Annotated in this window: 15 protein-coding genes and 1 pseudogene; 9 read left to right on the top strand and 7 right to left on the bottom strand. The window is 65.5% G+C overall.

What is annotated here, in order from left to right; genetic code table 11:
* Positions 1 to 16 precede the first annotated feature (16 nt).
* Positions 17 to 2,443, top strand: coding sequence for a malto-oligosyltrehalose synthase (treY, locus tag NV1_RS17030; protein WP_067892420.1), 2,427 nt, complete (start codon positions 17 to 19; stop codon positions 2,441 to 2,443).
* Between the two features lie 15 nt (positions 2,444 to 2,458).
* Here the strand turns inward: treY and NV1_RS17025 are convergent, their stop codons facing one another.
* Positions 2,459 to 3,616: a T6SS phospholipase effector Tle1-like catalytic domain-containing protein gene (locus NV1_RS17025; protein WP_067892349.1), complete on the bottom strand. Its 1,158-nt coding sequence runs from the start codon at positions 3,614 to 3,616 to the stop codon at positions 2,459 to 2,461.
* Positions 3,617 to 3,859: 243 nt separating this feature from the next.
* Here NV1_RS17025 and dnaE point away from each other — a divergent pair, with 243 nt between their 5' ends.
* Complete coding sequence (dnaE, locus tag NV1_RS17020; protein WP_281181836.1) at positions 3,860 to 7,405, top strand: DNA polymerase III subunit alpha; 3,546 nt, start codon at positions 3,860 to 3,862, stop codon at positions 7,403 to 7,405.
* Positions 7,406 to 7,538: 133 nt separating this feature from the next.
* Here the strand turns inward: dnaE and NV1_RS17015 are convergent, their stop codons facing one another.
* The gene (locus NV1_RS17015; RefSeq protein WP_245713763.1) at positions 7,539 to 8,576 is read right to left on the bottom strand and encodes a LacI family DNA-binding transcriptional regulator; all 1,038 of its coding nucleotides are present in this window, start codon (positions 8,574 to 8,576) and stop codon (positions 7,539 to 7,541) included.
* Between the two features lie 520 nt (positions 8,577 to 9,096).
* On the bottom strand, positions 9,097 to 9,330 hold the full coding sequence (locus NV1_RS17010) for a hypothetical protein (protein ID WP_067892345.1): 234 nt from the start codon (positions 9,328 to 9,330) through the stop codon (positions 9,097 to 9,099).
* A 228-nt stretch (positions 9,331 to 9,558) separates the two neighbouring features.
* Here NV1_RS17010 and ilvA point away from each other — a divergent pair, with 228 nt between their 5' ends.
* A complete protein-coding gene (gene ilvA / locus NV1_RS17005) occupies positions 9,559 to 10,914 on the top strand; it encodes a threonine ammonia-lyase IlvA (protein ID WP_067892343.1) in 1,356 nt (451 codons plus the stop codon).
* Positions 10,915 to 11,555: 641 nt separating this feature from the next.
* Here the strand turns inward: ilvA and NV1_RS16995 are convergent.
* Positions 11,556 to 11,903: an EthD family reductase gene (locus NV1_RS16995; protein WP_245713762.1), complete on the bottom strand. Its 348-nt coding sequence runs from the start codon at positions 11,901 to 11,903 to the stop codon at positions 11,556 to 11,558.
* Between the two features lie 111 nt (positions 11,904 to 12,014).
* On the bottom strand, positions 12,015 to 12,482 hold the full coding sequence (locus NV1_RS16990; RefSeq protein ID WP_169813339.1) for a nitroreductase family deazaflavin-dependent oxidoreductase: 468 nt from the start codon (positions 12,480 to 12,482) through the stop codon (positions 12,015 to 12,017).
* 307 nt (positions 12,483 to 12,789) lie between these two features.
* On the opposite strand from NV1_RS16990, the gene NV1_RS16985 reads away from it, so the two are divergent.
* Complete coding sequence (locus NV1_RS16985; protein WP_067892416.1) at positions 12,790 to 13,491, top strand: type 1 glutamine amidotransferase domain-containing protein; 702 nt, start codon at positions 12,790 to 12,792, stop codon at positions 13,489 to 13,491.
* Between the two features lie 577 nt (positions 13,492 to 14,068).
* Positions 14,069 to 14,914, top strand: coding sequence for a pentapeptide repeat-containing protein (locus tag NV1_RS42185; protein ID WP_084525469.1), 846 nt, complete (start codon positions 14,069 to 14,071; stop codon positions 14,912 to 14,914).
* A gap of 342 nt (positions 14,915 to 15,256) precedes the next feature.
* On the opposite strand, the gene NV1_RS16975 is transcribed toward NV1_RS42185, so the two are convergent.
* On the bottom strand, positions 15,257 to 15,913 hold the full coding sequence (locus NV1_RS16975; protein ID WP_157117061.1) for a hypothetical protein: 657 nt from the start codon (positions 15,911 to 15,913) through the stop codon (positions 15,257 to 15,259).
* A gap of 310 nt (positions 15,914 to 16,223) precedes the next feature.
* Between NV1_RS16975 and NV1_RS46810 the strand changes: the two are divergent.
* Positions 16,224 to 16,442, top strand: a pseudogene (locus NV1_RS46810) (DUF3800 domain-containing protein); the annotation flags it as partial.
* 48 nt (positions 16,443 to 16,490) lie between these two features.
* On the opposite strand, the gene pip reads toward NV1_RS46810, so the two are convergent.
* Positions 16,491 to 17,462 (bottom strand): prolyl aminopeptidase, encoded by a 972-nt coding sequence (gene pip / locus NV1_RS16970; RefSeq protein ID WP_067892332.1) that lies wholly within the window; start codon positions 17,460 to 17,462, stop codon positions 16,491 to 16,493.
* 303 nt (positions 17,463 to 17,765) lie between these two features.
* Here pip and NV1_RS16965 point away from each other — a divergent pair, with 303 nt between their 5' ends.
* The 3 genes from NV1_RS16965 to NV1_RS16955 all read left to right on the top strand — a co-directional run bounded on the left by NV1_RS16965 (position 17,766) and on the right by NV1_RS16955 (position 20,633).
* A complete protein-coding gene (locus NV1_RS16965; protein WP_067892330.1) occupies positions 17,766 to 18,011 on the top strand; it encodes an ECF-type sigma factor in 246 nt (81 codons plus the stop codon).
* Between the two features lie 247 nt (positions 18,012 to 18,258).
* Complete coding sequence (locus NV1_RS16960; RefSeq protein WP_067892328.1) at positions 18,259 to 20,019, top strand: sigma-54-dependent Fis family transcriptional regulator; 1,761 nt, start codon at positions 18,259 to 18,261, stop codon at positions 20,017 to 20,019.
* 221 nt (positions 20,020 to 20,240) lie between these two features.
* Complete coding sequence (locus NV1_RS16955) at positions 20,241 to 20,633, top strand: hypothetical protein (protein WP_157117059.1); 393 nt, start codon at positions 20,241 to 20,243, stop codon at positions 20,631 to 20,633.
* The last annotated feature ends 7 nt before the right edge of the window (positions 20,634 to 20,640 follow it).

Genomic DNA, 20,640 nt, shown 5'->3' with positions numbered 1-20,640 from the left:
TGAAATCAAGACAGAGATGACAGAATTCGCTTCCACCGAGTCACACACCACACCGGTGCTCCGGCAGACGAACGTCCGCAGCACCTATCGGTTGCAGCTGCGACCGGACGCGCTGACCTTCGCCGATGCCCGCGCGATCGCGGAATATCTGCAGCAACTGGGCATCTCGCATCTGTATCTGTCCCCCGTCATGAGTGCGATGCGCGGCTCCACGCACGGCTACGACGTCACCGATCCGACGACGGTGTCCGCCGCGCTGGGCGGCCCGGCCGGGCTCAAGGCGCTCTCGGACGAGTTACGCAGTCGCGGAATGGGATTGATCATCGATCTGGTGCCGAACCACGTCGGGGTGAGCGATCCGCGACAGAACCCGTGGTGGTGGGATGTGTTGTGCCACGGCCGCAAATCCCAGTTCGCGCACTTCTTCGACATCGACTGGAGTTCGAGCAACGGCGCGGGCGGTCGCCTGGCGCTGCCGGTGCTGCAGAACGAGAACGATCCGGCCGCGCTGACCGTCGATCGCAGCGGTCCGGAACCGATGCTGGCACTGCACGATCTACGTTTCCCCATCGCCCCCGGTACCGACGGGGAGAACGCGCTGCGAATCCACGACAAACAGCATTATCGGCTGGTCAGCTGGAAGGCCGGGATCTGTACCTACCGCCGATTCTTCTCGGTGTCGAGCCTGGCGGCGATCCGGCAGGAGGATCCGGCGGTCTTCGAGATCACCCACCGCGAACTGTCCGCCTGGTGTGAGCACGATCTGATCGACGGTGTGCGCGTGGATCATCCGGACGGGCTGGCCCATCCCGCCGCCTATCTGGCCCGCTTGCGCCGGCTGATCGGTCCGCGCCGGCTGCTGGTGGTGGAGAAGGTGCTGTCCAATCGCGAACCGCTGGACGCGATGCTGCCCATCGACGGCACCACCGGTTACGACGCGCTCGCGGATCTGGGCGGAGTGCTCATCGATCCGGACGGCGAGAAGGCCCTGACCGAACTGTCGCGCAAGTACTGCGGGCACGGCAGCAACGGCGCGTGGATCGGCAACAACGAACATCGCATCAAACGCGCTGTGGCCGAGACGATGCTGGTTCCCGAGATCCGCAGGCTCGTCGCCGCGATCAAGCGGGATGCGGGGGTCAGCGGCATCGACACCGTGCCGATCAGCGATATGGCGCTGACCAACGCCACCATCGAGGTGCTCTCGTTCATGCCGGTGTACCGCACCGACTACGCGCCGCTGGCGGGCATGATCACCGCGGTGGTGCAGAAGGTGTGCAAGCGCAACAGTGAACTGACCGCGCCGCTGTCGGTGCTGGTCACCGCGCTGGCCGCGAACGGAGAGGCGGCCGTGCGACTGTATCAGGTGTGCGGGGCGGTGACCGCCAAGGCCGTCGAGGACACCATGTACTACCAGGGCGCGCGACTGGTCTCACTGCAGGAGGTGGGCGGTAATCCGGCCCGCTTCGGCCGGTCGGTGCTGGAATTCCATCTCGCCAATTCCGAACGCGCCCAACGCTGGCCCGCCACGATGACGACGCTCAGCACCCACGACACCAAACGCGGCGAGGACGTGCGCGCCCGGATCGGGGTGCTGTCCCAGGCCGCGGAGCTATGGTCCGAATCGGTGCCCCGCTGGTTCGAGAACACCCCGCCGCCGGACGAGGCGACGGCATTGTTCCTGTTGCAGAACATGTTCGGGATGTGGCCGAACGACGGGCGGCCCGCCGCGACGGTCGCCGGCCTGCGCGAGCGGCTCCACCTGTTCGCGGAGAAGGCCGCTCGTGAGGCGGGCACGAAAACCTCCTGGGAGGAACCGGATCTGGAGTTCGAGTCCGCGCTGCACCAGTGGATCGACGCGGTGATCGACGGCCAGGTCGGCGGCGGACTGTCCGAGACGGTGATCAAGCTCGCGCCACACGCATGGTCGGATGCGCTGTCGCAGAAGCTGCTTCAGCTCTGCGGCCCCGGCATCCCCGATATCTACCAGGGCTGCGAAATCTGGGAGGATTCGCTCGTCGATCCGGACAACCGCCGCCCGGTCGATTTCGGCCACCGCCTGTCGATGCTGCAATCGCTCACCGGCACACCGGAACTGGATTCCAGCGGCGCTGCCAAGATGTGGATCGTGGCCTACGCGCTGTGGCTGCGGCGCGAACGTCCCGAATGTTTCGTCGGCGGCGCGTACACGCCGCTGTTCGCCGCGGGCGACCGCGCCGGACATCTGATCGCCTATGCCCGCGGCCGGGTCGACGAACCGCCACAGGTGATCGTGGCCGCCACCCGCCACAGCCTCCGGTTGAGCGAAACCGGTTGGGGCGATGCGGCATTGGATCTGCCGCAGGGCACCTGGACCGATCGCCTCACCGGGCACACCTTCACCACCCGCGTCCGCCTGGAGAAGCTGTTCACCAGGCTCCCGGTCGCACTGCTGGTGCGGTAGAGAGCGCGGCGAAGCTCAGGCCGGGATTCCCTCCTGCGCCTCGGAATCGGCCGGGTGCGCCGGATGCGCGGTCTGCTCGACGGGGACGTTGTCGCCGCACTCCTGTGACCAGCGGCGCAGGTTCGGCGGGTCGTAGTCGCCATGCGGTTTCGCGCAGGAGGCCAGGAACACTCGCTTGTCCTCGGGTGCGCACAGCCGCCGCCAGGCGTCCCGGTAGAACCTCGGGTTACCCGGGCGCAGCAGCGTCCCGATCAGGTTCGTGAATCGGTAGGCCCAGGTCAGCGAATTGCTCGGATGTACAGGGCCGGAGGCGGATTCGCCGTGTTCGAGGATCTTGGCCAGCAGGTCGTCGTCGAATTCCAGACCCTGTTCCCGCGCCTCGCGCACCATCCAGCGCAGCGTCCGATCGGAGAGCCTGCTGTCGGGCATACCGCCGCCGATATCGGTGTGACAGCCCTCGAACCACACCTGTTTGACGCGATCGGGCCGCTGCTGGACGACCCCTTCCTCGTCGGTGACCTCCCACAGGCAGGGCTGGTAGATGCGCCGGCGCTCGTCGACGGCCAGCGCCTGACGCGCGGTGTGCACGCCCGGCGACAGCCGCAGATCGTGGAATCGGTAACGCCACGAGGTGATCCCGGGAACGCCCATCGCACCGACCGTGTCGAAGACGCCCACGAATTTGATCGGCACCGGATACTGACAGTGCCGGGCGCGGAATTCGACCCACTCGTCCGGATCGGGGTCGTCCGGATCGTCCTTGCGCTGCCGGAAGATCCGCATCGCCTCGGGATACCGGCCTTCGATCATCGCCTCGGCGGTCAGCAGACCGATCCGGGCGATCAGACCGGTGAGACTGCGGGCTGTGTAGGCGCCGCGACTGAAACCGAAGACGAAGATCTCGTCGCCGGGCTCCCAGTTCAGCGCCAGCTGCCAGTACATGGTGGACAGCCCGGCATCAAGGCCGAGCCCGAAGGCGCCGCCGAGGTATTTGTCGAGCAGGTATCCGCGCGAGCCGGGCCCGTCGGTGTAGAACACCCGCTGCCCGACCGAACCCCCGGCTGCCGCCGTGGTGTCCAGCCGGACCGATTCCGCGATCTTGACGACATTGGACACCGACGGATTGCTCGCCGTTCCCCAGGTGCCGTCACAGCACACAATCAGACGTTTCATAAGTGGATCCTCCCGCCCCACGCATAACCCTTGCGCGCGTAGCCGACTACCCGAATCGTCTTCGGGCGTCTCGCGCACAGCCTCATCATTCCCCCAAATCACCTCCGCCACACCCGGGTTTCGGGTGTTGGGCATCCGCACAGCGATCGGGTCGACACGATCGGACCGCTATCACATGCGCTTTCGCACCGACCTCGGCCCACCTCCCGGATTCCTGTCGTACCCGGGGCATAATCTCTAGCCGTGTCAGCCTCGGGATTCGTTCACCTCCACAACCACACCGAGTACTCGATGCTCGACGGCGCGGCGAAGATAACGCCGCTGTTCAAGGAGGCCGAGCGGCTCGGCATGACCGCCGTCGGCATGACCGACCACGGCAATATGTTCGGCGCCTCGGAGTTCTACAACTCGGCCAAGAAGCAGGGCATCAAGCCGATCATCGGCATCGAGGCGTACATCGCGCCCGAGTCGCGGTTCAACACCAAACGTGTCCAGTGGGGTGATCCGAGCCAGAAGGGCGACGACGTCTCGGGTTCGGGTGCGTACACCCACATGACGATGGTCGCGGAGAACGCGACGGGTTTGCGCAACCTGTTCAAGCTGTCCTCGCTGGCCTCGATCGAGGGCCAGCTCGGCAAGTGGTCCCGGATGGACGCCGAGATCATCGCCGAGCACGCCGAGGGCATCATCGCCACCACCGGCTGCCCCTCGGGCGAGGTGCAGACCCGGTTGCGCCTCGGTCATGAGCGCGAGGCGCTCGAGGCCGCGGCCAAGTGGCAGGAGATCTTCGGCAAGGACAACTTCTTCCTCGAGGTGATGGACCACGGCCTGTCCATCGAGACGCGGGTGCGCCAGGGTCTGCTGGAGGTCGGCAAGAAGCTCGGCATCCCCGCGCTGGCCACCAACGACTGCCACTACGTGCACGAGTCCGACTCCACGAACCACGAAGCGCTGCTGTGCATTCAGACCGGCAAGACGCTCTCGGACCCGACCCGCTTCAAATTCGACGGCAGCGGCTACTACCTCAAATCCGCCGACGAGATGCGCGCCATCTGGGATGCCGAGGTGCCCGGGGCGTGCGACAACACGGTCCTGATCGGCGAGCGGGTGCAGCCCTACGAGGACGTGTGGACCCATCGGGACCGGATGCCGATCTTCCCCGTGCCCGAAGGGCACACCCAGGCCAGCTGGCTGCGCGAGGAGGTGCGCCGCGGCCTGGACCGCCGGTTCCCCGATGGTCCGCCGCAGAAATACATCGACCAGGTCGAGTACGAGATCGGCGTCATCCTGGAGATGGGCTTCCCGGCCTACTTCCTCGTCGTCGGTGACCTGATCAACCATGCCCGCGAGGTCGGCATCCGGGTCGGGCCGGGCCGTGGTTCGGCGGCCGGTTCGCTGGTCGCCTACGCGCTGGGCATCACCAATATCGACCCGCTGCCGCACGGTCTGTTGTTCGAGCGGTTCCTGAACCCCGAGCGCGTGTCGATGCCGGATATCGATATCGACTTCGACGATCGCCGTCGCGGTGAGATGGTGCGCTACGCCTCGGAGAAGTGGGGCAGCGATCGGGTCGCCCAGGTCATCACCTTCGGCACCATCAAAACCAAGGCCGCACTGAAGGATTCGGCCCGAGTCCTGCACGGTCAGCCCGGTTTCGCCATCGCCGACCAGATCACCAAGGCGCTGCCGCCGCCGATCATGGCCAAGGACATCTCGGTCTCGGGAATCACCGATCCCGAACACGAGCGGTACAAGGAGGCTGCCGAGGTCCGCACCCTGATCGAGACCAATCCGGAGATCGCCAAGATCTACGAGACGGCCAAGGGGCTCGAGGGCCTGATCCGCAATGCGGGCGTACACGCCTGCGCGGTCATCATGTCCAGCGAGCCGCTCACCGACGCGATCCCGGTGTGGAAGCGCGCGCAGGACGGCGCGATCATCACCGGCTGGGACTATCCGTCGTGTGAGGCCATCGGCCTGTTGAAGATGGATTTCCTGGGCCTGCGCAACCTGACGGTGATCGGCGACGCGCTGGACAACATCAAGGCCAACCGCGGCATCGACCTGGATATGGACACGCTGCCGCTGGACGATCCGGCCACCTTCGAATTGCTTTCGCGCGGTGACACTCTCGGCGTGTTCCAGCTCGATGGTGGACCCATGCGAGATCTGCTGCGCCGCATGCAGCCCAACGCGTTCGAGGACATCGTGGCGGTCGGCGCGCTGTACCGCCCCGGCCCGATGGGCATGAACGCGCACAACGACTACGCCGACCGCAAGAACAACCGGCAAGAGGTCAAACCGATCCATCCGGAGCTCGAGGAGCCGCTGAAGGACATCCTCGGCGAGACGTTCGGCCTGATCGTCTACCAAGAGCAGATCATGCACGTCGCGCAGAAGGTGGCCGGATACTCGCTCGGCCGAGCGGACATTCTGCGCCGCGCGATGGGTAAGAAGAAGGCCGAGGTCCTCGAGGCCGAGTTCGAGGGCTTCGAGAAGGGCATGCTGGAGAACGGATTCTCCAAGGCCTCGATCAAGGCGCTGTGGGACACCATCCTTCCGTTCGCCGGATACGCGTTCAACAAATCGCACGCCGCCGCCTACGGCCTGGTCTCCTACTGGACCGCCTACCTGAAGGCGAACTATCCGGCCGAATACATGGCCGCGTTGCTCACCAGCGTCGGCGACGACAAGGACAAGGCCGCGGTCTATCTGTCCGACTGCCGCCGCCTGGGGATCACCGTGCTGCCGCCGGATGTGAACGAGTCCGAGCACAACTTCGCCTCGGTCGGCGCGGATATCCGTTTCGGGCTGGGTGCGGTGCGCAACGTCGGCGCGAACGTGGTGTCCTCGATCATCGCAGCCCGCAAGGAGAAGTCGAAGTACACCGATTTCTCCGACTATCTCAACAAGATCGACACCGTCGCCTGCACCAAGAAAGTCACCGAATCCCTCATCAAGGCAGGGGCTTTCGACTCGCTCGGCCATCCCCGCAAGGGTCTGCTGCTGGTGCACTCCGATGCCATCGACGCGGTGATGTCCACCAAGAAGGCCGAGGCGATCGGCCAGTTCGACCTGTTCGGCGGGCTGGACGACAGCGACGAATCGATGGCCTCGGTCTTCGATGTAAAGGTTCCCGACGAGGAGTGGGAGTCCAAGCACAAGCTCGCGCTGGAGCGGGAGATGCTGGGCCTGTACGTGTCCGGGCATCCGCTCAACGGGGTCGAGCATGTGCTTGCGGCACAGGCGGATACCCCCATTCCGTCGATTCTGCAGGGTGATGTGAAGGACGGCGCCCAGGTCACCATCGGCGGCATCCTGGCCTCGGTGAACCGCCGTGTCAACAAGAACGGCCTGCCCTGGGCCTCGGCCCAGCTCGAGGATCTCACCGGTGGGATCGAGGTGCTGTTCTTCCCGCAGTCCTATTCGGTGTACGGCATGGACGTCGTCGACGATGCGGTCGTGCTGGTCAAGGCCCGCGTCTCGCTCCGCGACGACCGCATTTCGCTGATCGCCAACGATCTCGTGGTGCCGGACCTGTCCGCGATCGGCGTGGAGAAACCACTCGCCGTCACCATCCCGACCCGCCTGTGCACCCCCGACAAGGTCAGCGCCCTCAAACGCGTCCTGTCCAGCCACCCCGGCACCGCCGACGTCCACATCCGCCACGTCGGTTCCCGAGAGAAAACCACCCTGCTCAAGGTCGCCGACAACCTGCGAGTTTCGCCGTCCTCGGCGTTGATGGGCGATCTCAAGGCGCTCCTGGGACCGGGGTGCCTGGCGAGTTAGCGGGCCGGGACACGTTCGAAGGCCGCATCGGCAACCGGGCTCCTCGCGCAGTCCGACTTCATCGGAGTCGCGTTCTGCGCCAACCGTTCCCAGGCTCGGGGCCATCCGAGTCCCGAGCCGGATCGGACCGGCGCTACCGTGCGGGCGGGGCGGTGCTTTCGCGGACGACGAGAGTGGGGACCACCGGCGGTGGTTCGGGGACGTCGGTGTCGGATTCGAGGAGTTGCAACAGCAGTTGCATGCTGCGGCGGCCGACCTCGTCGAAGTCCTGGCGCATGGTGGTCAGGGGCGGGGTCAGGTAGGCGGCCTCGGGGATGTCGTCGAAGCCGACCACCGAAACGTCTTCGGGGACACGGATCCCGCGTTCGGCGAACGCACGCAGCAGGCCCAGGGCCATCTGGTCGTTGGCGGCGAAGACCGCGGTGACCCCGGATTGGGCGGCCAGCACCAGGCCCGCCTCGTAGCCCGAGCGGGCGCTCCAATCGCCGCCGATCAGCGGTGGGATCTCCGCACCGGCCGCCTCCAGCGCGCGCCGCCAGCCCTCGGCACGATCGCGCGCCTCGAGCCAACCGGCCGGGCCGGAGACGTGCCAGACCGTGCGATGCCCGAGGTCGAGCAGGTGTTGCACGGCCAGGCGAGTGCCCTCGAACTGGTCCACGGCGGCGGCGGGCAGTCCGGCGTCCTGACCGGCCTCGACGGCGACCACGACCAGTTGGCGGGGCATCGAGTGCAACGCGGCCGCGGTGGTCTGCTGCGGCGCGATGACGATCACGCCGTCGACGCCTTGATCGGCGAGGGTGTTGACCGCGGCCAGCACACTGGGCCGGTCCACGGTCTCCAAGGTGGCGATACTGACGCCGTAACCGGCCGCGCGCGCCGCCCTTTCGATACCCAGCATCATCGATGCCGGACCGAACAGCACGGTGTCGAAGGTGACCACGCCGAGGACCTTCGAACGCCGGCTGACCAGGCCGCGGGCCATCGCGTTGGGGCGATATCCCAGCGCTTCGACGGCGGCCAGGACGCGTTCGCGCGTTTCGGCGCGCACCTGCGGGCTGTCGTTCAGCACGCGCGAGACGGTCTGATGCGACACACCGGCCAGCTTGGCCACGTCCGTCATCACCGCCGGACGGCCTGGCTTACCCGGGGAACGCCCGCTACGGTCCTTCACATCCCCACCTTCCGTGCCGGACTACCGGCGTCGATCCATGACTCAGGTTAGCGCCCGCATGCATCCGTACCGCTGCCCGCCCGGCTCGGAGTGAAACACCATGCGCCTCAAGCGATGCCGGAGGCACTGGTTCTCCCGTCGCCACGAGGGGAATTCCGGACGGATGAATGTTAGCGATCACAGCTCCGCTGATCGCGGAACCTCGCAAACGGAATCAGGGAAGGCTCGAAAAACACTGCGCCACAGTCGATCTCATTCACACTTCAGATAGTCGCGGCGTTTCGCCGGCACGACGAACCGTCCGCGAGACGACCCGCTCGACCATCCGGTCGCGTCGAATCAGCCGAGCGGCGGCGCAAACCGCCACCCCGCGCATGTCCGAACCCGCCCACCTATAGGCCCCGGGACCATGGCCTGCGATCACCGCGAGTCCGCGCATACGCGCGTCATGCCGCGTTCCTGCGGCGTAGCATTCGGCGAACCGGAGGATGCGAAGTAAACCCCGGCCGACGAGCCGAAGTCAGGAGACCGGGCGAACCAGATGACCGACCGCGGCGACTGTCCAGCGCAGCGCGGCCACCGTTGCGGCGACGAGCACGGCGACCTGCACGGATCCGGTGACCAGCCCCAATACCAGACCGACGAACAACCCCGAGGCCAACGCCTCGAGCTTGTACAGCGGCCACTGCGCACCGGCGATATCGACCGTCCGCGCGCCGCGGTGGACGGTTCGCTCAGGGTTCACCACTGCCATCTCGTCAGGGTACACGGAACTCCAAGTTCGGTCTACCGAACTTCCATGCGGAAACACTGCTCGCCTGTGCACCCCGGCGTGTACGGCCGCACTCGCGCAGCGCTGCGCGATCCCGGAGCGGACGAATATCCGCCCAGGTCACCGCGGTTTCGGAGATTCGGCGCTGCCGCCCCTGCGCAGCCGATGGGCGCACGTCACACCGGTTCGGGGCCCGGATAGCATGTTCGGGTGTCCGAACCGCTTGATGTCGCAGAGAAGTTGTCCGGTCCGCTGCCCGAACTGAGCGCGGACGAGATCGATGCTGCCGCCAAGCGAATTTCCGACATCATCGAGCCCACCCCACTACAGCGGATCGAGCGGCTCTCGGCGCTGTCCGGCGCGGAGGTCTACGTCAAGCGCGAAGACCTCACGGCCGTGCGCTCCTACAAACTGCGCGGCGCCTACAACCTGATCGTCCAACTCACCGACGCCGAACGGGCAGCCGGGGTGGTGACCGCCAGCGCCGGAAATCATGCCCAGGGCGTCGCATTCGCCTGCCGCGCGATGGGTATCACCGGCCGCATCTACGTGCCGAGGACCACCCCGAAGCAGAAGCGCGATCGAATCCGCGCGCACGGCGGCGAATTCGTGGAACTGATCGCGGTCGGCGACACTTTCGACGCCGCGGCCGCGGAGGCCGCCGCCGACGTCGCACGCACCGGCGCGACGATGGTGCCGCCCTTCGACGATCCCCGCACCGCCGCCGGGCAGGGCACCATCGCCGCCGAAATCCTCGAACAACTCGGCCGCACACCGGATCTGGTGATCGTCCCGGTCGGCGGCGGTGGCTGCCTGGCCGGAATCGGCACGTATCTGCGCGAACGTTCGCCCGCCACGGCGATTCTCGCGGTCGAACCCGCGGGCGCGGCCTCGATGACCGCGGCGCTGGTGGCCGGTGGACCGGTGACGCTGCCCGAGGTCGACCCCTTCGTCGACGGCGCCGCGGTGCGGCGGATCGGCGATCTGCCCTACGCCGCGGTCACGAGTTTCGGCGGCCGGGTCGTCTCGCACGCCTCCCTCCCACTGCTCACCGCGACCGAATCCCCCAGGGGCGCAGGTTCTTTCCGGATGATGCTGGTCGACGAGGGTGCGATCTGCACGGCCATGCTGGAGCTGTACCAGAACGAGGGCATCATCGCCGAACCGGCGGGCGCACTGTCGGTGGCCGCGCTCGCCGAGATCGACATCACTCCCGGCTCGACGGTGGTGTGCCTGATCTCCGGCGGCAACAACGACGTCTCACGCTACGGCGAGGTCATCGAGCGTTCCCTCGTCCATCAGGGCCTGAAACACTATTTCCTGGTGGACTTCCCCCAGGAGCCCGGCGCCCTGCGCCGCTTCCTGGACCAGGTCCTGGGCCCCGACGACGACATCACCCTCTTCGAATACGTCAAACGCAACAACCGCGAAACGGGCGCGGCCCTGGTGGGCGTCCAACTGGGCTCCCCGGACGCCCTGCAACCCCTCCTGGTCCGCATGCACGCCTCCCCGCTGCAATGCGAACGGCTGGACCCCAACTCCCCGGTCTACCGCTACCTCACCTGATACGCGGCAACCTGCCGCCCGCCCTCGGCTCACGCTTCAACCGGAGCCCGGAACGCAACACCTCGAGCCGCGGGCGGGGCCGGCTCGCGTCGTCGACCGATCAACCGCACCTGACACCACAGTGAACGAAATCGCCAGTGTCGCAACGGCGGTGGCGGGAACCAGCGGGATCGGCCGGCTCGGATACCTGCTGCTCCGGCAAGGCCCGGCCGAACTCGCCAACGGGTTGGCCCAGCTCTTCTGCACGCTCCTGGCCGTACCGGTCGCACTCTTCACCCGGAACGAGCCCCGGCGAGCCGCCGCCATGACGATGCTTGGACACGACTACCCGAGCAGAAACAGGTACCCCAGCCAGCCAACGCCAGCGAAACCCCACCAAGCACTCCCGCACCCCCGGCGAAACCCCTGACTCCGACAGAACCAGCCCCTCAGTTCGAGAGGAGCCCGACGCCCGCAGTCGAGAGCCCTGCTCCCACCACGGTTTCCGACACGATTGATCGACACCACACGGGGCAACCGAGCAGGAGTTCCTCGTGATCACGGGCAGATGTCGTGAAACCGATCATTATCGAGACAGTTCGAAAGAGGCTGTGGGCGACGAGTCGGGCGTCCAGTTCGCGCAGCGCGACGGAATCGCGTGGTTACTTGTCGTCGAGTTGCAGGATCATGCTGCGTATGGTCGCGTAGGGGACCAGGTTGTTGGTGACGTCTTGGGCTGTCTGCTGGCCGATGTCGGATCCGAATGCGGCGCCGAGGGCGCCGATGTCGTCCCAGTCGAGCATGGCGACGAGGTAGTAGGGTTCGCCGATCACCGGTGTGGCGTTGTGGCTGGTGGTGTATCGCCGCAGCCCGGGTAGTTGGTTGGCCAGGGGGATGTGGACCTCGCGGTAGTGGCGTTCGAATGCCTCGATGTCCGACGGCGTGTCATACATCACGATGAATCGTGCAGTCTTTTTGGTGGCCTTGTGGGCTTCTGCTGGCGTGCTCACGGGTTCAACTCCTGTGGTCGTGGCGGGACCGGCCGCAGTGTGTTCGGTCGGCTCGGTAAACCGACGAACGGCGGACAACGGTATCGACAATGGTCCAGGGATCGGTTCTGTTCAGTCGATGCGGCGCAGCACGATCATCGGAATCTGCCGGGTGGTGACCTGCCGGTATTCCGATGCTGCCGGGTTGAGCCGGGCCATCTCCTCGAACAACCGGTCCCGTTCGCCGCCTTCGGTATCGATCGCCTGGACCTGGAAGGATTCCGGCCCTACCCGCACGCTGGCAGTCCCTGCCGCCATCAGGTTGTGATACCACGCCGGATTGACCGGGGCACCGGACTTGGACGCCATCACCACGTAGTCCGCACCCTCACGCAGGTAGGTGAGCGGCGTTGTCCGGGCCCGGCCGGTCTTCGCGCCGACGGTGGTGAGCAGCAGCACTGGCACGTGTTCGAACAGTCCTGTCAGTCGGCCGTTGTTGGCCAGGTACTGCGCAATCAGCAGCTGATTGAACTTCTCCATGGCGAGAGGGTCGGTGCGTGCCAAGTGGGGGGAAATGTCGGGAAGTGTGTGGCTGGACATGGGAATCGCTCCTGTCGTCATCGGGATCTGTCACTGTCCGACGTCCGGTGACCGCGCCGATCGACACCACGGCGACATAAATATTGGTGGCGCCCGTAGCGGACCCGACTCCGATGCCAGATGCCGCTTCTCAGGCCTCCTATAGCCAGACAAGGTTCCGAGACTCGATGACCTGCCGCTTCGCCGCCACGCGGCACATACGCGAGTCTGTCTCGAATCCAAGGTTTCAAGACTGTCAGGCATGAGCGCCGGGACGGTTCCGGGTGTCAGGCTGGAGGAGGGACCGCCGATGGGAGAGGAGTGTGTGATGTCGAAACCGAAGATCTTGTTCATCGTGAGCGGGGCCACGTACTGGGTGCTCAAGGACGGTACGCGGTATGCGACCGGTTACTGGGCCGAGGAGTTCGCCAACCCGTACAAGATGCTCACCGACGCAGGCTACGAAGTCGTTGTCGCCACTCCGGGCGGTACTACACCGAACGTCGACATGATGAGCCTTCGTCCTTCGATGGCGGGAGGCGAGCAGGGCGCGCTGGACCTGGAGGCGATCATCCGCGACGCGGAGGCGATGCGGCGGCCGCTCGCGCTGTCGAACGTGCGCCTGGAGGACTATGTGGCGGTCTACCTGCCCGGCGGCCACGGCCCCATGGCCGATCTGGCGTTCGATGCCGATGCGGGTCGGTTGCTTACGGCGCAGCTGGAGTCGGGCAACCCGCTGTTCATCGTCTGCCACGCGCCGTCCGCGATGCTGGCCACCAGGATCCACGGCGTGTCGCCGTTCCAGGGCTACAACGTCACCGGTTTCTCCAATGAGGAGGAAGAGGCCGTCGGCCTCGCCTCGCGGGCCACGTGGCTGCTGGAGACGGATCTGAAGGAGAAGGTCAAGGTCAATTACAGCCGCGGCCCCATCTGGGAGCCGTACATGGTCGAGGACCGCAACCTCGTCACCGGCCAGAACCCCCACTCCGCTGCGGTTCTGGGAAACCGGATGCTGGAAATCCTCAAGTAGGAACGCGAACGGCCACTCCAGCACAGAAGACCCGACGACAGCCGCCACCGACTGGAAACTCGATCTCGTGCACTTCCCCACACGATTGATCGACAGCGAAGTGAACGACCGACCTGAGAGTCAACACATCGGCGGGCGGTGTCGCGAAACCGATCGATTCTCGACACTGCATAGCTCCCGGTTGGGGAGTAAGTGCATTACGCCGTCGGGCAACGGATCTGGCGGAGGCAGCCTATCGTTCGAGTATGTCGCTGTATGCCGTGTGGGGGTGCGTTGGCGCGGCCGTCAACTGCGGAGTGGTATTCGTCGAAGCCACTAGACGTGCAAAAGGCTGGCCATGGGCGCGACCGAAGGGCCCGGGTGGTGGTCCCTATGCCGCCTCGGTTGTAGTGCAGCTCGGCATTGGAGCGGCGACCGCGTCCGTCGTGGTCGGTAGTGGGCTGATCGCCGCGAATGTTGCCGCGAGTGGCCTAGCCTTCGGGATCGGTACAGCCACTCCGGTCGTCGTCAAGAAGCTCAGTCAATACGTCGAATCACTCCTGCCTGGGGAAGACGATGACGGGGAGAGGCCAAAGCCATGAGCACTCGACGCTTTGGCCGCCAACTAGTGGCGGCGCTGGCTGGATCGACTCCGGCCTTCACCGCAGTCGCGAGTAAAGAACCACGAAGCATCGTGCGTCGATTTTTGGCGGCGCTGGCTGGATCGACTCCGGCATTCGTATCAGGCCATCCTGATGAATATCGAGGAAGCAGCGGCACACCGCCTCTCGCCGCCCCTAGGGAGCTGCCCACTGGCGAGCCCAGCGCGGATCCCGCTCAAGCAGAATCGGTCGAGGTCAACCTCACCGATAAGGATCTGAACGGCGCGGACCTGGCGAATGTGGATCTGAACGGCGCGGACCTGAACCGCGCTAACCTGCGCGGCGCGAACCTGACCTGGGCGGACCTGCACGGCGCGAACCTGACTGGCGCGGACGTGGTCAGTGCGAACCTGCACGGCGCGGACCTGAACCGCGCGAACCTGGAGAACGCGAACCTGGGGAACGCGAACCTGACCCGGGCGGACCTGACCCTTGCGAAACTGACCTGGGCGAACCTGCGCGGCGCGAACCTAGTCGGCGCGAACCTGACCTGGGCGAACCTGCGCGGCGCGAACCTAGTCGGCGCGAACCTGACCTGGGCGAACCTGCGCGGCGCGAACCTAGTCGGCGCGAACCTGGAGAACGCGAACCTTTTCGGCGCGAATCTGGAAAACGCGAATCTACCGAGAATAGAAGTCCTCACGGCTGTGACATGGTCGAGTAGCACGAGGTGGGGCCTCAATACCAACGAGATTCGTGCGCACTCGATCGAGCAAGAAGATGGGGTCTACATCTTGAACCCCGCCACCGGACGGAGTGCAAGCGCTCTGCTCGAGTACTGACCACCAACCAGGTTCACTTATCCGAGGCAAGTCTGGTCAGCTCCACGGTGCTGGGGGTTCCGGTAGTAATCGCCGAAAAAACAACTGATATGAGCTTGGCGCCTGGTGAGGTCAGACTCGCTGGGGTTCCCCTGCGGGGCAGGGCGAACACGAAAACCCGCCTGTACCAGCGCACTACGTCATATCCGCCCCAAAATTCGGCCGATACTACGGCGACCCGTTTTGATCGACCCACCTAACGGCCCCCGAACACGCCACCTAGCGACCCACCTGAAGCTCTGGGGACCTCACCAGTCCGGACCCCGGAGCAGGGGCCGCTACCGGGAACCCCAACCGGCGAAATCAGTCGCGAAGCGAGGTGACCAGCATCGCAATCCCGGCCCCGGTGAACAGGACAGTGACCCCCGCCAGAACGAAGAACCCGAAATTCGGCTCCGCCCCGTTGGCAAGCAGGGTCGGCACGAACACTACGAGCGGCACGGCTCCGGCGAAAGACCACGCGAACAGCCGGAAAGCCCCCATGAACACCCCCACCGTCTCGAACCCCCCTGCCAGCGCCACCCCAACCCCCACGAACGCCAGCCACAGCCACCACCCCAGCCGCCCGGTCTGACGCGGGTCGTACGAATCAGACTGCCCGTCGACGACGATTCCGACGACCTGCCCCTCCCACATCCGCAGCGTCGCCTGCCCACCTTCCCGGGCCTTCCCGAAAAGCTCGCCGTTCACGTCGTGCGAGTGCTTCTCCCCGTCGCGTACCCAACTGATCTCGAGGTGATTCGTCGTGCTCGTGCTGGTGGTCCCATCGCTGTTGTGCTGGGTGGAAGTCGTTGTGTACGTACGCCTCTCGGTTATGGTGACGACCTCTTCGTCGAAGCAGCTCCCTACGCGCTTCTCACACGCCACCTGATGCCGATACTCCCGCGTCTGATGAAACGGATCCACCGCATGCACCAGCGCGAACACCGCCAGCCCGCCTCCGACCAGGAACACCAGCACCCGACCAACCATCGCCCCTCCGACCAGCTTCCGATGACGAGCCTGCAGCAAGTTCGATCCGCGCTTCCCCGAAGAGCCTCCAACACTACTACCGCGGGCTCTCCGACATGCCGGAGTCCCTTACCCCAAGCAAGGATCGACGACTGGGCCGACCCGTTCGGCAAACTGCTCCTGCAAACCCTCAAGGAATACGCCGTCGAACGGAACGCCACCTATGCCGGGCTGGTGAACCACCTCGACACCCGGCTCGTGCAGCCGGGGAGAACGGAATGATCATCATGGACGGCGCGGCACCGAAACGTCCTACTACAACGCCCACCGCGACCTCAAGCTCAGCGCACGGAACCTGCTCGAGGACCCGCTGTTCGTTCCGGCTCACCGATCTGCCTGGGTGCAGATGGCAGACTTCGTTGCCTGGACGACCTACTATCAAAGCCTGCAGCGACATCCGGGAAAGCAGTTCACATGGAACTGGTACGACCGATACCTGCGGCCCTGCGACGTCAACGGCGGCCCTCTGGAGGTCTGAAGCCTCCAAAAAAGCTAGACCCGCCAATCCACCATTGATGAACAGGGCTCAGTTGGCGAATCGGGCGACGGCTTCGAGGACGGCTGTTGCCATGGCGGGGCTGCCGGTGTGCCCGGAGTCGTCGATGATCCGCAGTTCTGCGTCGGGCCAGGCTCGAGCGAGTTCCCAGGCGGTGAGCAGCGGTCCGGACAGGTCGAGACGACCGTGGATGAGAATCCCTGGAATCCCGGCGAGGCGGTGCGCGTCACGGAGCAACCGGCCGTCGTCGAGCCAGGCGGCGTGGGCGAAATAGTGGGTGCAGATCCGGACGAACGCCAACCGGTCCGCATCCGGTTTGGCGCTGTATTGGCCTGGTGTGCCGAGGGTTTCGTGCGCGATCACCGCGTCTTCCCACGCGCACCATTCCCGCGCGGCCGTCTCGCGCACGGCCGGATCCGGGTGCTCCATCAGTCGCCGGTACGCCTCGACCAGATTCCCTTCCTGGTCCGCGGTCGGCACCGCGTTGCGGAATCGCTCCCATTCGACCGGTAGCAGCAACCGCAGGCCGTGGTAGAGCCAGTCGATCTCGCGTGGCCTGGTCATGGTCACTCCGACCAGCACGATCCCGATCACCCGGTCCGGGTGACGCTGGGCGTAGGCAAGGATCAGGGTGGATGCCCACGAGCCACCGTAGAGCAGCCAGCGTTCGATACCGAGGTGTTCGCGCAGCAGTTCCATGTCGGCCAGGAGGTGCTCGGTGGTGTTGTGCGCCATATCGACGCTGGGATCGGAGGCATGCGGCATGCTCTCACCGCATCCGCGCTGATCGAACAGCACAATCCGGAAGGCGTTCGGGTCGAACGTTTTGCGCGCCCCGCGCCGGCCACCGCTGCCGGGGCCTCCGTGGACCACCAGAGCGGGTCGGCCATGCGGGTTGCCGCTGGTTTCCCAGTAAATTCGGTTGTCGTCACCGACATCCAGCAGCCCCGACTCATATGGCTGGATCTCGGGAAACGGTTGTCGCGCTTCGGAAACAGACACAACCCGCAACGGTAGTCGTGCCGGATCGTGTACTGCACCGCTTGTCAGGCCACACGGCGATGACACTGCCGCCGATGGACGCCGAGCAGCGGATCCATACAAGTGCGGGCATCAGTGCACAGGACATCGAACATCGACAACGGGTTTGCCTGCGTTCGGAAAACGACCGTCTACCGAACGCGCACTACGCCATAGGTCCAACCTGACGTTTCCGCAGGATCGAGTGTTCGGAAACCCGTTCGTTTCCGGGTACCGTCCTCCCCGGTTGTCGAACACCTTTACTGAACGCTCGGAGGCCCGCAGATGGCGCTCGTCGGGCTCGTGCGAGTGAGCACAAGCAAGCAGGAAACCCAACGCCAGCACGACGATCTCGACGAGATCTGCGTGCGGGTGTTCGAGGAGAAAATCAGCAAACGCCGCGCGATCCTCGCACGGCACGCCGAAGGCCAATCGTTGCGCGAGATCGCCCGCGGAGTCGGCGTCAGCCTGGCCGTAGTGCACGGCGAGGTGAAGCTCGCCCAGTCAGCGGAATCCGCAGGTCAGCTCTGACATCCTCATGCGGCATGCACTGACAATTCGGTGGCGAAAACTACTGACACCGAGTGGCGAAACCGCTGGTCAGCTACTGACATCCTGATGGCGAGACGCAACGCTGGTAACGCACCCCGGCCGATGTGCCCACGCCCGCCGCCCCTATCCGGCGACAGCCGCCGAATCCCGGGTGTCTCATAATGAGATTTGCGTCACAAGATTTCCGGGTAGCGTGGGTATCGCGGGGATAAAGTCGAGGTAACAGATGGTGAGCAACGTGGACACCAGCACGCGCCTGCTGCAGGCAAGGGACGAATTTCTGACCTCGGGCTCCGTCGACGATGGATTGATTTCGGGCACTGTCCGCGATTCCTGGCAACGCTCGCGTGAGCTTCGCGTGCATCCCGATCGAGTGGACCTGCCGTTCGTGCGAGAACCGGATCTCGATTCTCCGCTGGTCATCGCGGCGTCGCCGATCGTGCACCGGCTGGGCGACGATCTGGCGGCTCAATCGGTCAGCATCATTCTCACCTCGGCGGACGGATTGGTCCTGGACCGCGCCGCGCCCGATGCCAATATCCGGGCCGCCCTCGACGAAGTGCGACTGGCGTGCGGATACAGCTACGCCGAGAAGTTCGTCGGCACGAACGGCATCGGCACCACGGCCGAGACCGGGCGTCCGACCTTCATCCAAGGCGGGGAACACTATCTCGGCACCCTCGGACGGCTCGCCTGCGCCGGGGCTCCCATCCGAGATCCGCTCTCGGGCCGCGTAGCCGGGATTCTCGACCTCACGTGCTGGGCACGGAAATCGGATCCGCTGCTGGTCACTCTCGCCAAGACCGCCGGCGCGCAGATCGAGGATCGTCTGCGGGCGCAGGCCACCGAGAGCGAAGCCGCCCTGCTCGAGACGTATCTGCGGCAGTGCCGTCGCTATCCCACCGGGGTCCTCGCCGTCGGCGACGATATCGTGCTGATGAACCGCTATCTGCGGGAATCCTTGGACGCGCTCGACCAGCATGCGCTGCTCGGGCACGCGGCGGATCTTCAGCGCTCGCTGTCCACCACGGCCGGCGCCGTACTACCCAGTGGCTATTTCGCCAAAGTCACAGTTGCCGAACGACTTACCCTCCGCAGTGGCCGCACGCACATCGTGACCCACGTCGCATTGACCGACAGCGCCGTCAGCAACACGCGGCTCGTGACTCGCCCCCCGCTGATACCCGGACTCGCGGGAAGCAGTAGTTCCTGGGGCAGGAGCTGTCAGCAGGTCGAACGATGTTGCGTCGATCGAAACTGGGTAGTGCTCGACGGAGAGCGCGGATCGGGTCGTGCCAAGCTGGCCGAAATGGTCGCCCACCACGTTCATCCGGACCGGACGATCCGCGTACTGCGCCTGGGCCGGTGCCGCGACGTCGAGCAGGCTCTCACCGCCCTCGAGGCCGAGATCCTCAGGGACGACTTCGATATCGTCCTCACCAACATCGATGAATTGCCCGAGGAGCTCATCGAGCCGTTGTCCACCGTGCTGCAGTCCTGCGCGGGCCGCGGTTGGATCGCCGCAACGATGAACTCGGCCGATCCGTCCCCTGTGGTGGAGGCCCAGCTACTGCCGCTGTTCATGCACACTGTCCCCGTTCCGGCCCTGCGGCATCGCATCGAGGATCTCGACGATCTGGTGCCGTCTCTGCTCCGGGAACTCACCAGAGGCGCCGACATCACGATGTCCCCCGCCGCGCTTCGGCAACTCGCCAAACTGTCATGGCCCGGAAATATCGCTCAACTCCGTCAGGTGCTCGCCGAAACACTCACCCGGCAACGTTCCGGCGTCATCACACCCGACAAACTCCCACCCGAATGCCATTCGCTGATCCGGCGCACGCTCACCCCCATGGAGGCGCTGGAACGCGATGCGATCGTGCGAAGCCTCCTCGATCACGACGGCGACAAGCAGGCCGCCGCCGCCGACCTGGGTATCTCCCGCGCCACCATGTATCGCAAGATCAGGCAGTACGGCATCACATAACTTCCGCCGCCGGCGCCCGGCCATCCACCCACCACGGTGATGCATATCTCACATTGAGACGCCAGAGGCGTAGGTCACAGTATCCAATGGATTCAGCAAACATCGCGCACTCGCCGGATCGGCCGACTGTCGGTCCCAGAGGCGCATATGAGCGAACTACCCACTACCGCTCGAGGACACTCATGAATCCACAGAACCGCCGTCGAGGTGATCCCACGGCGATGCAGAACCCTCGTTCGTCCCCGGCCCGGCCGCTGTACGCGCGTGCCCAGGAATCGAACACCACCACCGGCATGAACTACGGCGTGACCTGGGTTCGGTCCTCGCTGAGCCAGTTGAACTTCCTGCGATCCACTCGATCGGTGGATGCGGACGCGGGGTCGGCGATCGAATTCGCGATCCGCTGGGCGCCTTTCGGCGGGGCAGGCCACGGCGACCTGCTCATCGCATTCGGTGTCAGCCGTCGGCGATTCGTGGAGATGCTGCACGAAGGTCTCCGGGCTCGTCGAATGGACAACAAGGAGGTGCGATGGGTCAAGGGCGCTCTGCTGGCAGCGCTGATGTCGGTGTGGCGAAACGAGGCTGCGCCACAGCCGACACGTGGCCGCCGATGACATCTGT

The sequence above is a fragment of the Nocardia vaccinii NBRC 15922 genome (assembly GCF_001613305.1).
Classification (GTDB): Bacteria; Actinomycetota; Actinomycetes; order Mycobacteriales; family Mycobacteriaceae; genus Nocardia; species Nocardia vaccinii.
The sequence above is the reverse complement of the archived record's forward strand: the minus strand, read 5'-3'. Positions and strand labels throughout refer to the sequence as shown.

Coding starts and splice junctions, on each gene's coding strand:
- NV1_RS42185 (WP_084525469.1), top strand. CDS start 14,069: ATGAGCACTCGACGCTTTGGCCGCCAACTAGTGGCGGCGCTGGCTGGA.
- NV1_RS16990 (WP_169813339.1), bottom strand. CDS start 12,482: ATGTCCAGCCACACACTTCCCGACATTTCCCCCCACTTGGCACGCACC.
- NV1_RS17010 (WP_067892345.1), bottom strand. CDS start 9,330: ATGGCAGTGGTGAACCCTGAGCGAACCGTCCACCGCGGCGCGCGGACG.
- NV1_RS16955 (WP_157117059.1), top strand. CDS start 20,241: ATGCAGAACCCTCGTTCGTCCCCGGCCCGGCCGCTGTACGCGCGTGCC.
- treY (WP_067892420.1), top strand. CDS start 17: ATGACAGAATTCGCTTCCACCGAGTCACACACCACACCGGTGCTCCGG.
- NV1_RS16985 (WP_067892416.1), top strand. CDS start 12,790: ATGTCGAAACCGAAGATCTTGTTCATCGTGAGCGGGGCCACGTACTGG.
- NV1_RS17025 (WP_067892349.1), bottom strand. CDS start 3,616: ATGAAACGTCTGATTGTGTGCTGTGACGGCACCTGGGGAACGGCGAGC.
- NV1_RS16965 (WP_067892330.1), top strand. CDS start 17,766: ATGGCGCTCGTCGGGCTCGTGCGAGTGAGCACAAGCAAGCAGGAAACC.
- NV1_RS16960 (WP_067892328.1), top strand. CDS start 18,259: ATGGTGAGCAACGTGGACACCAGCACGCGCCTGCTGCAGGCAAGGGAC.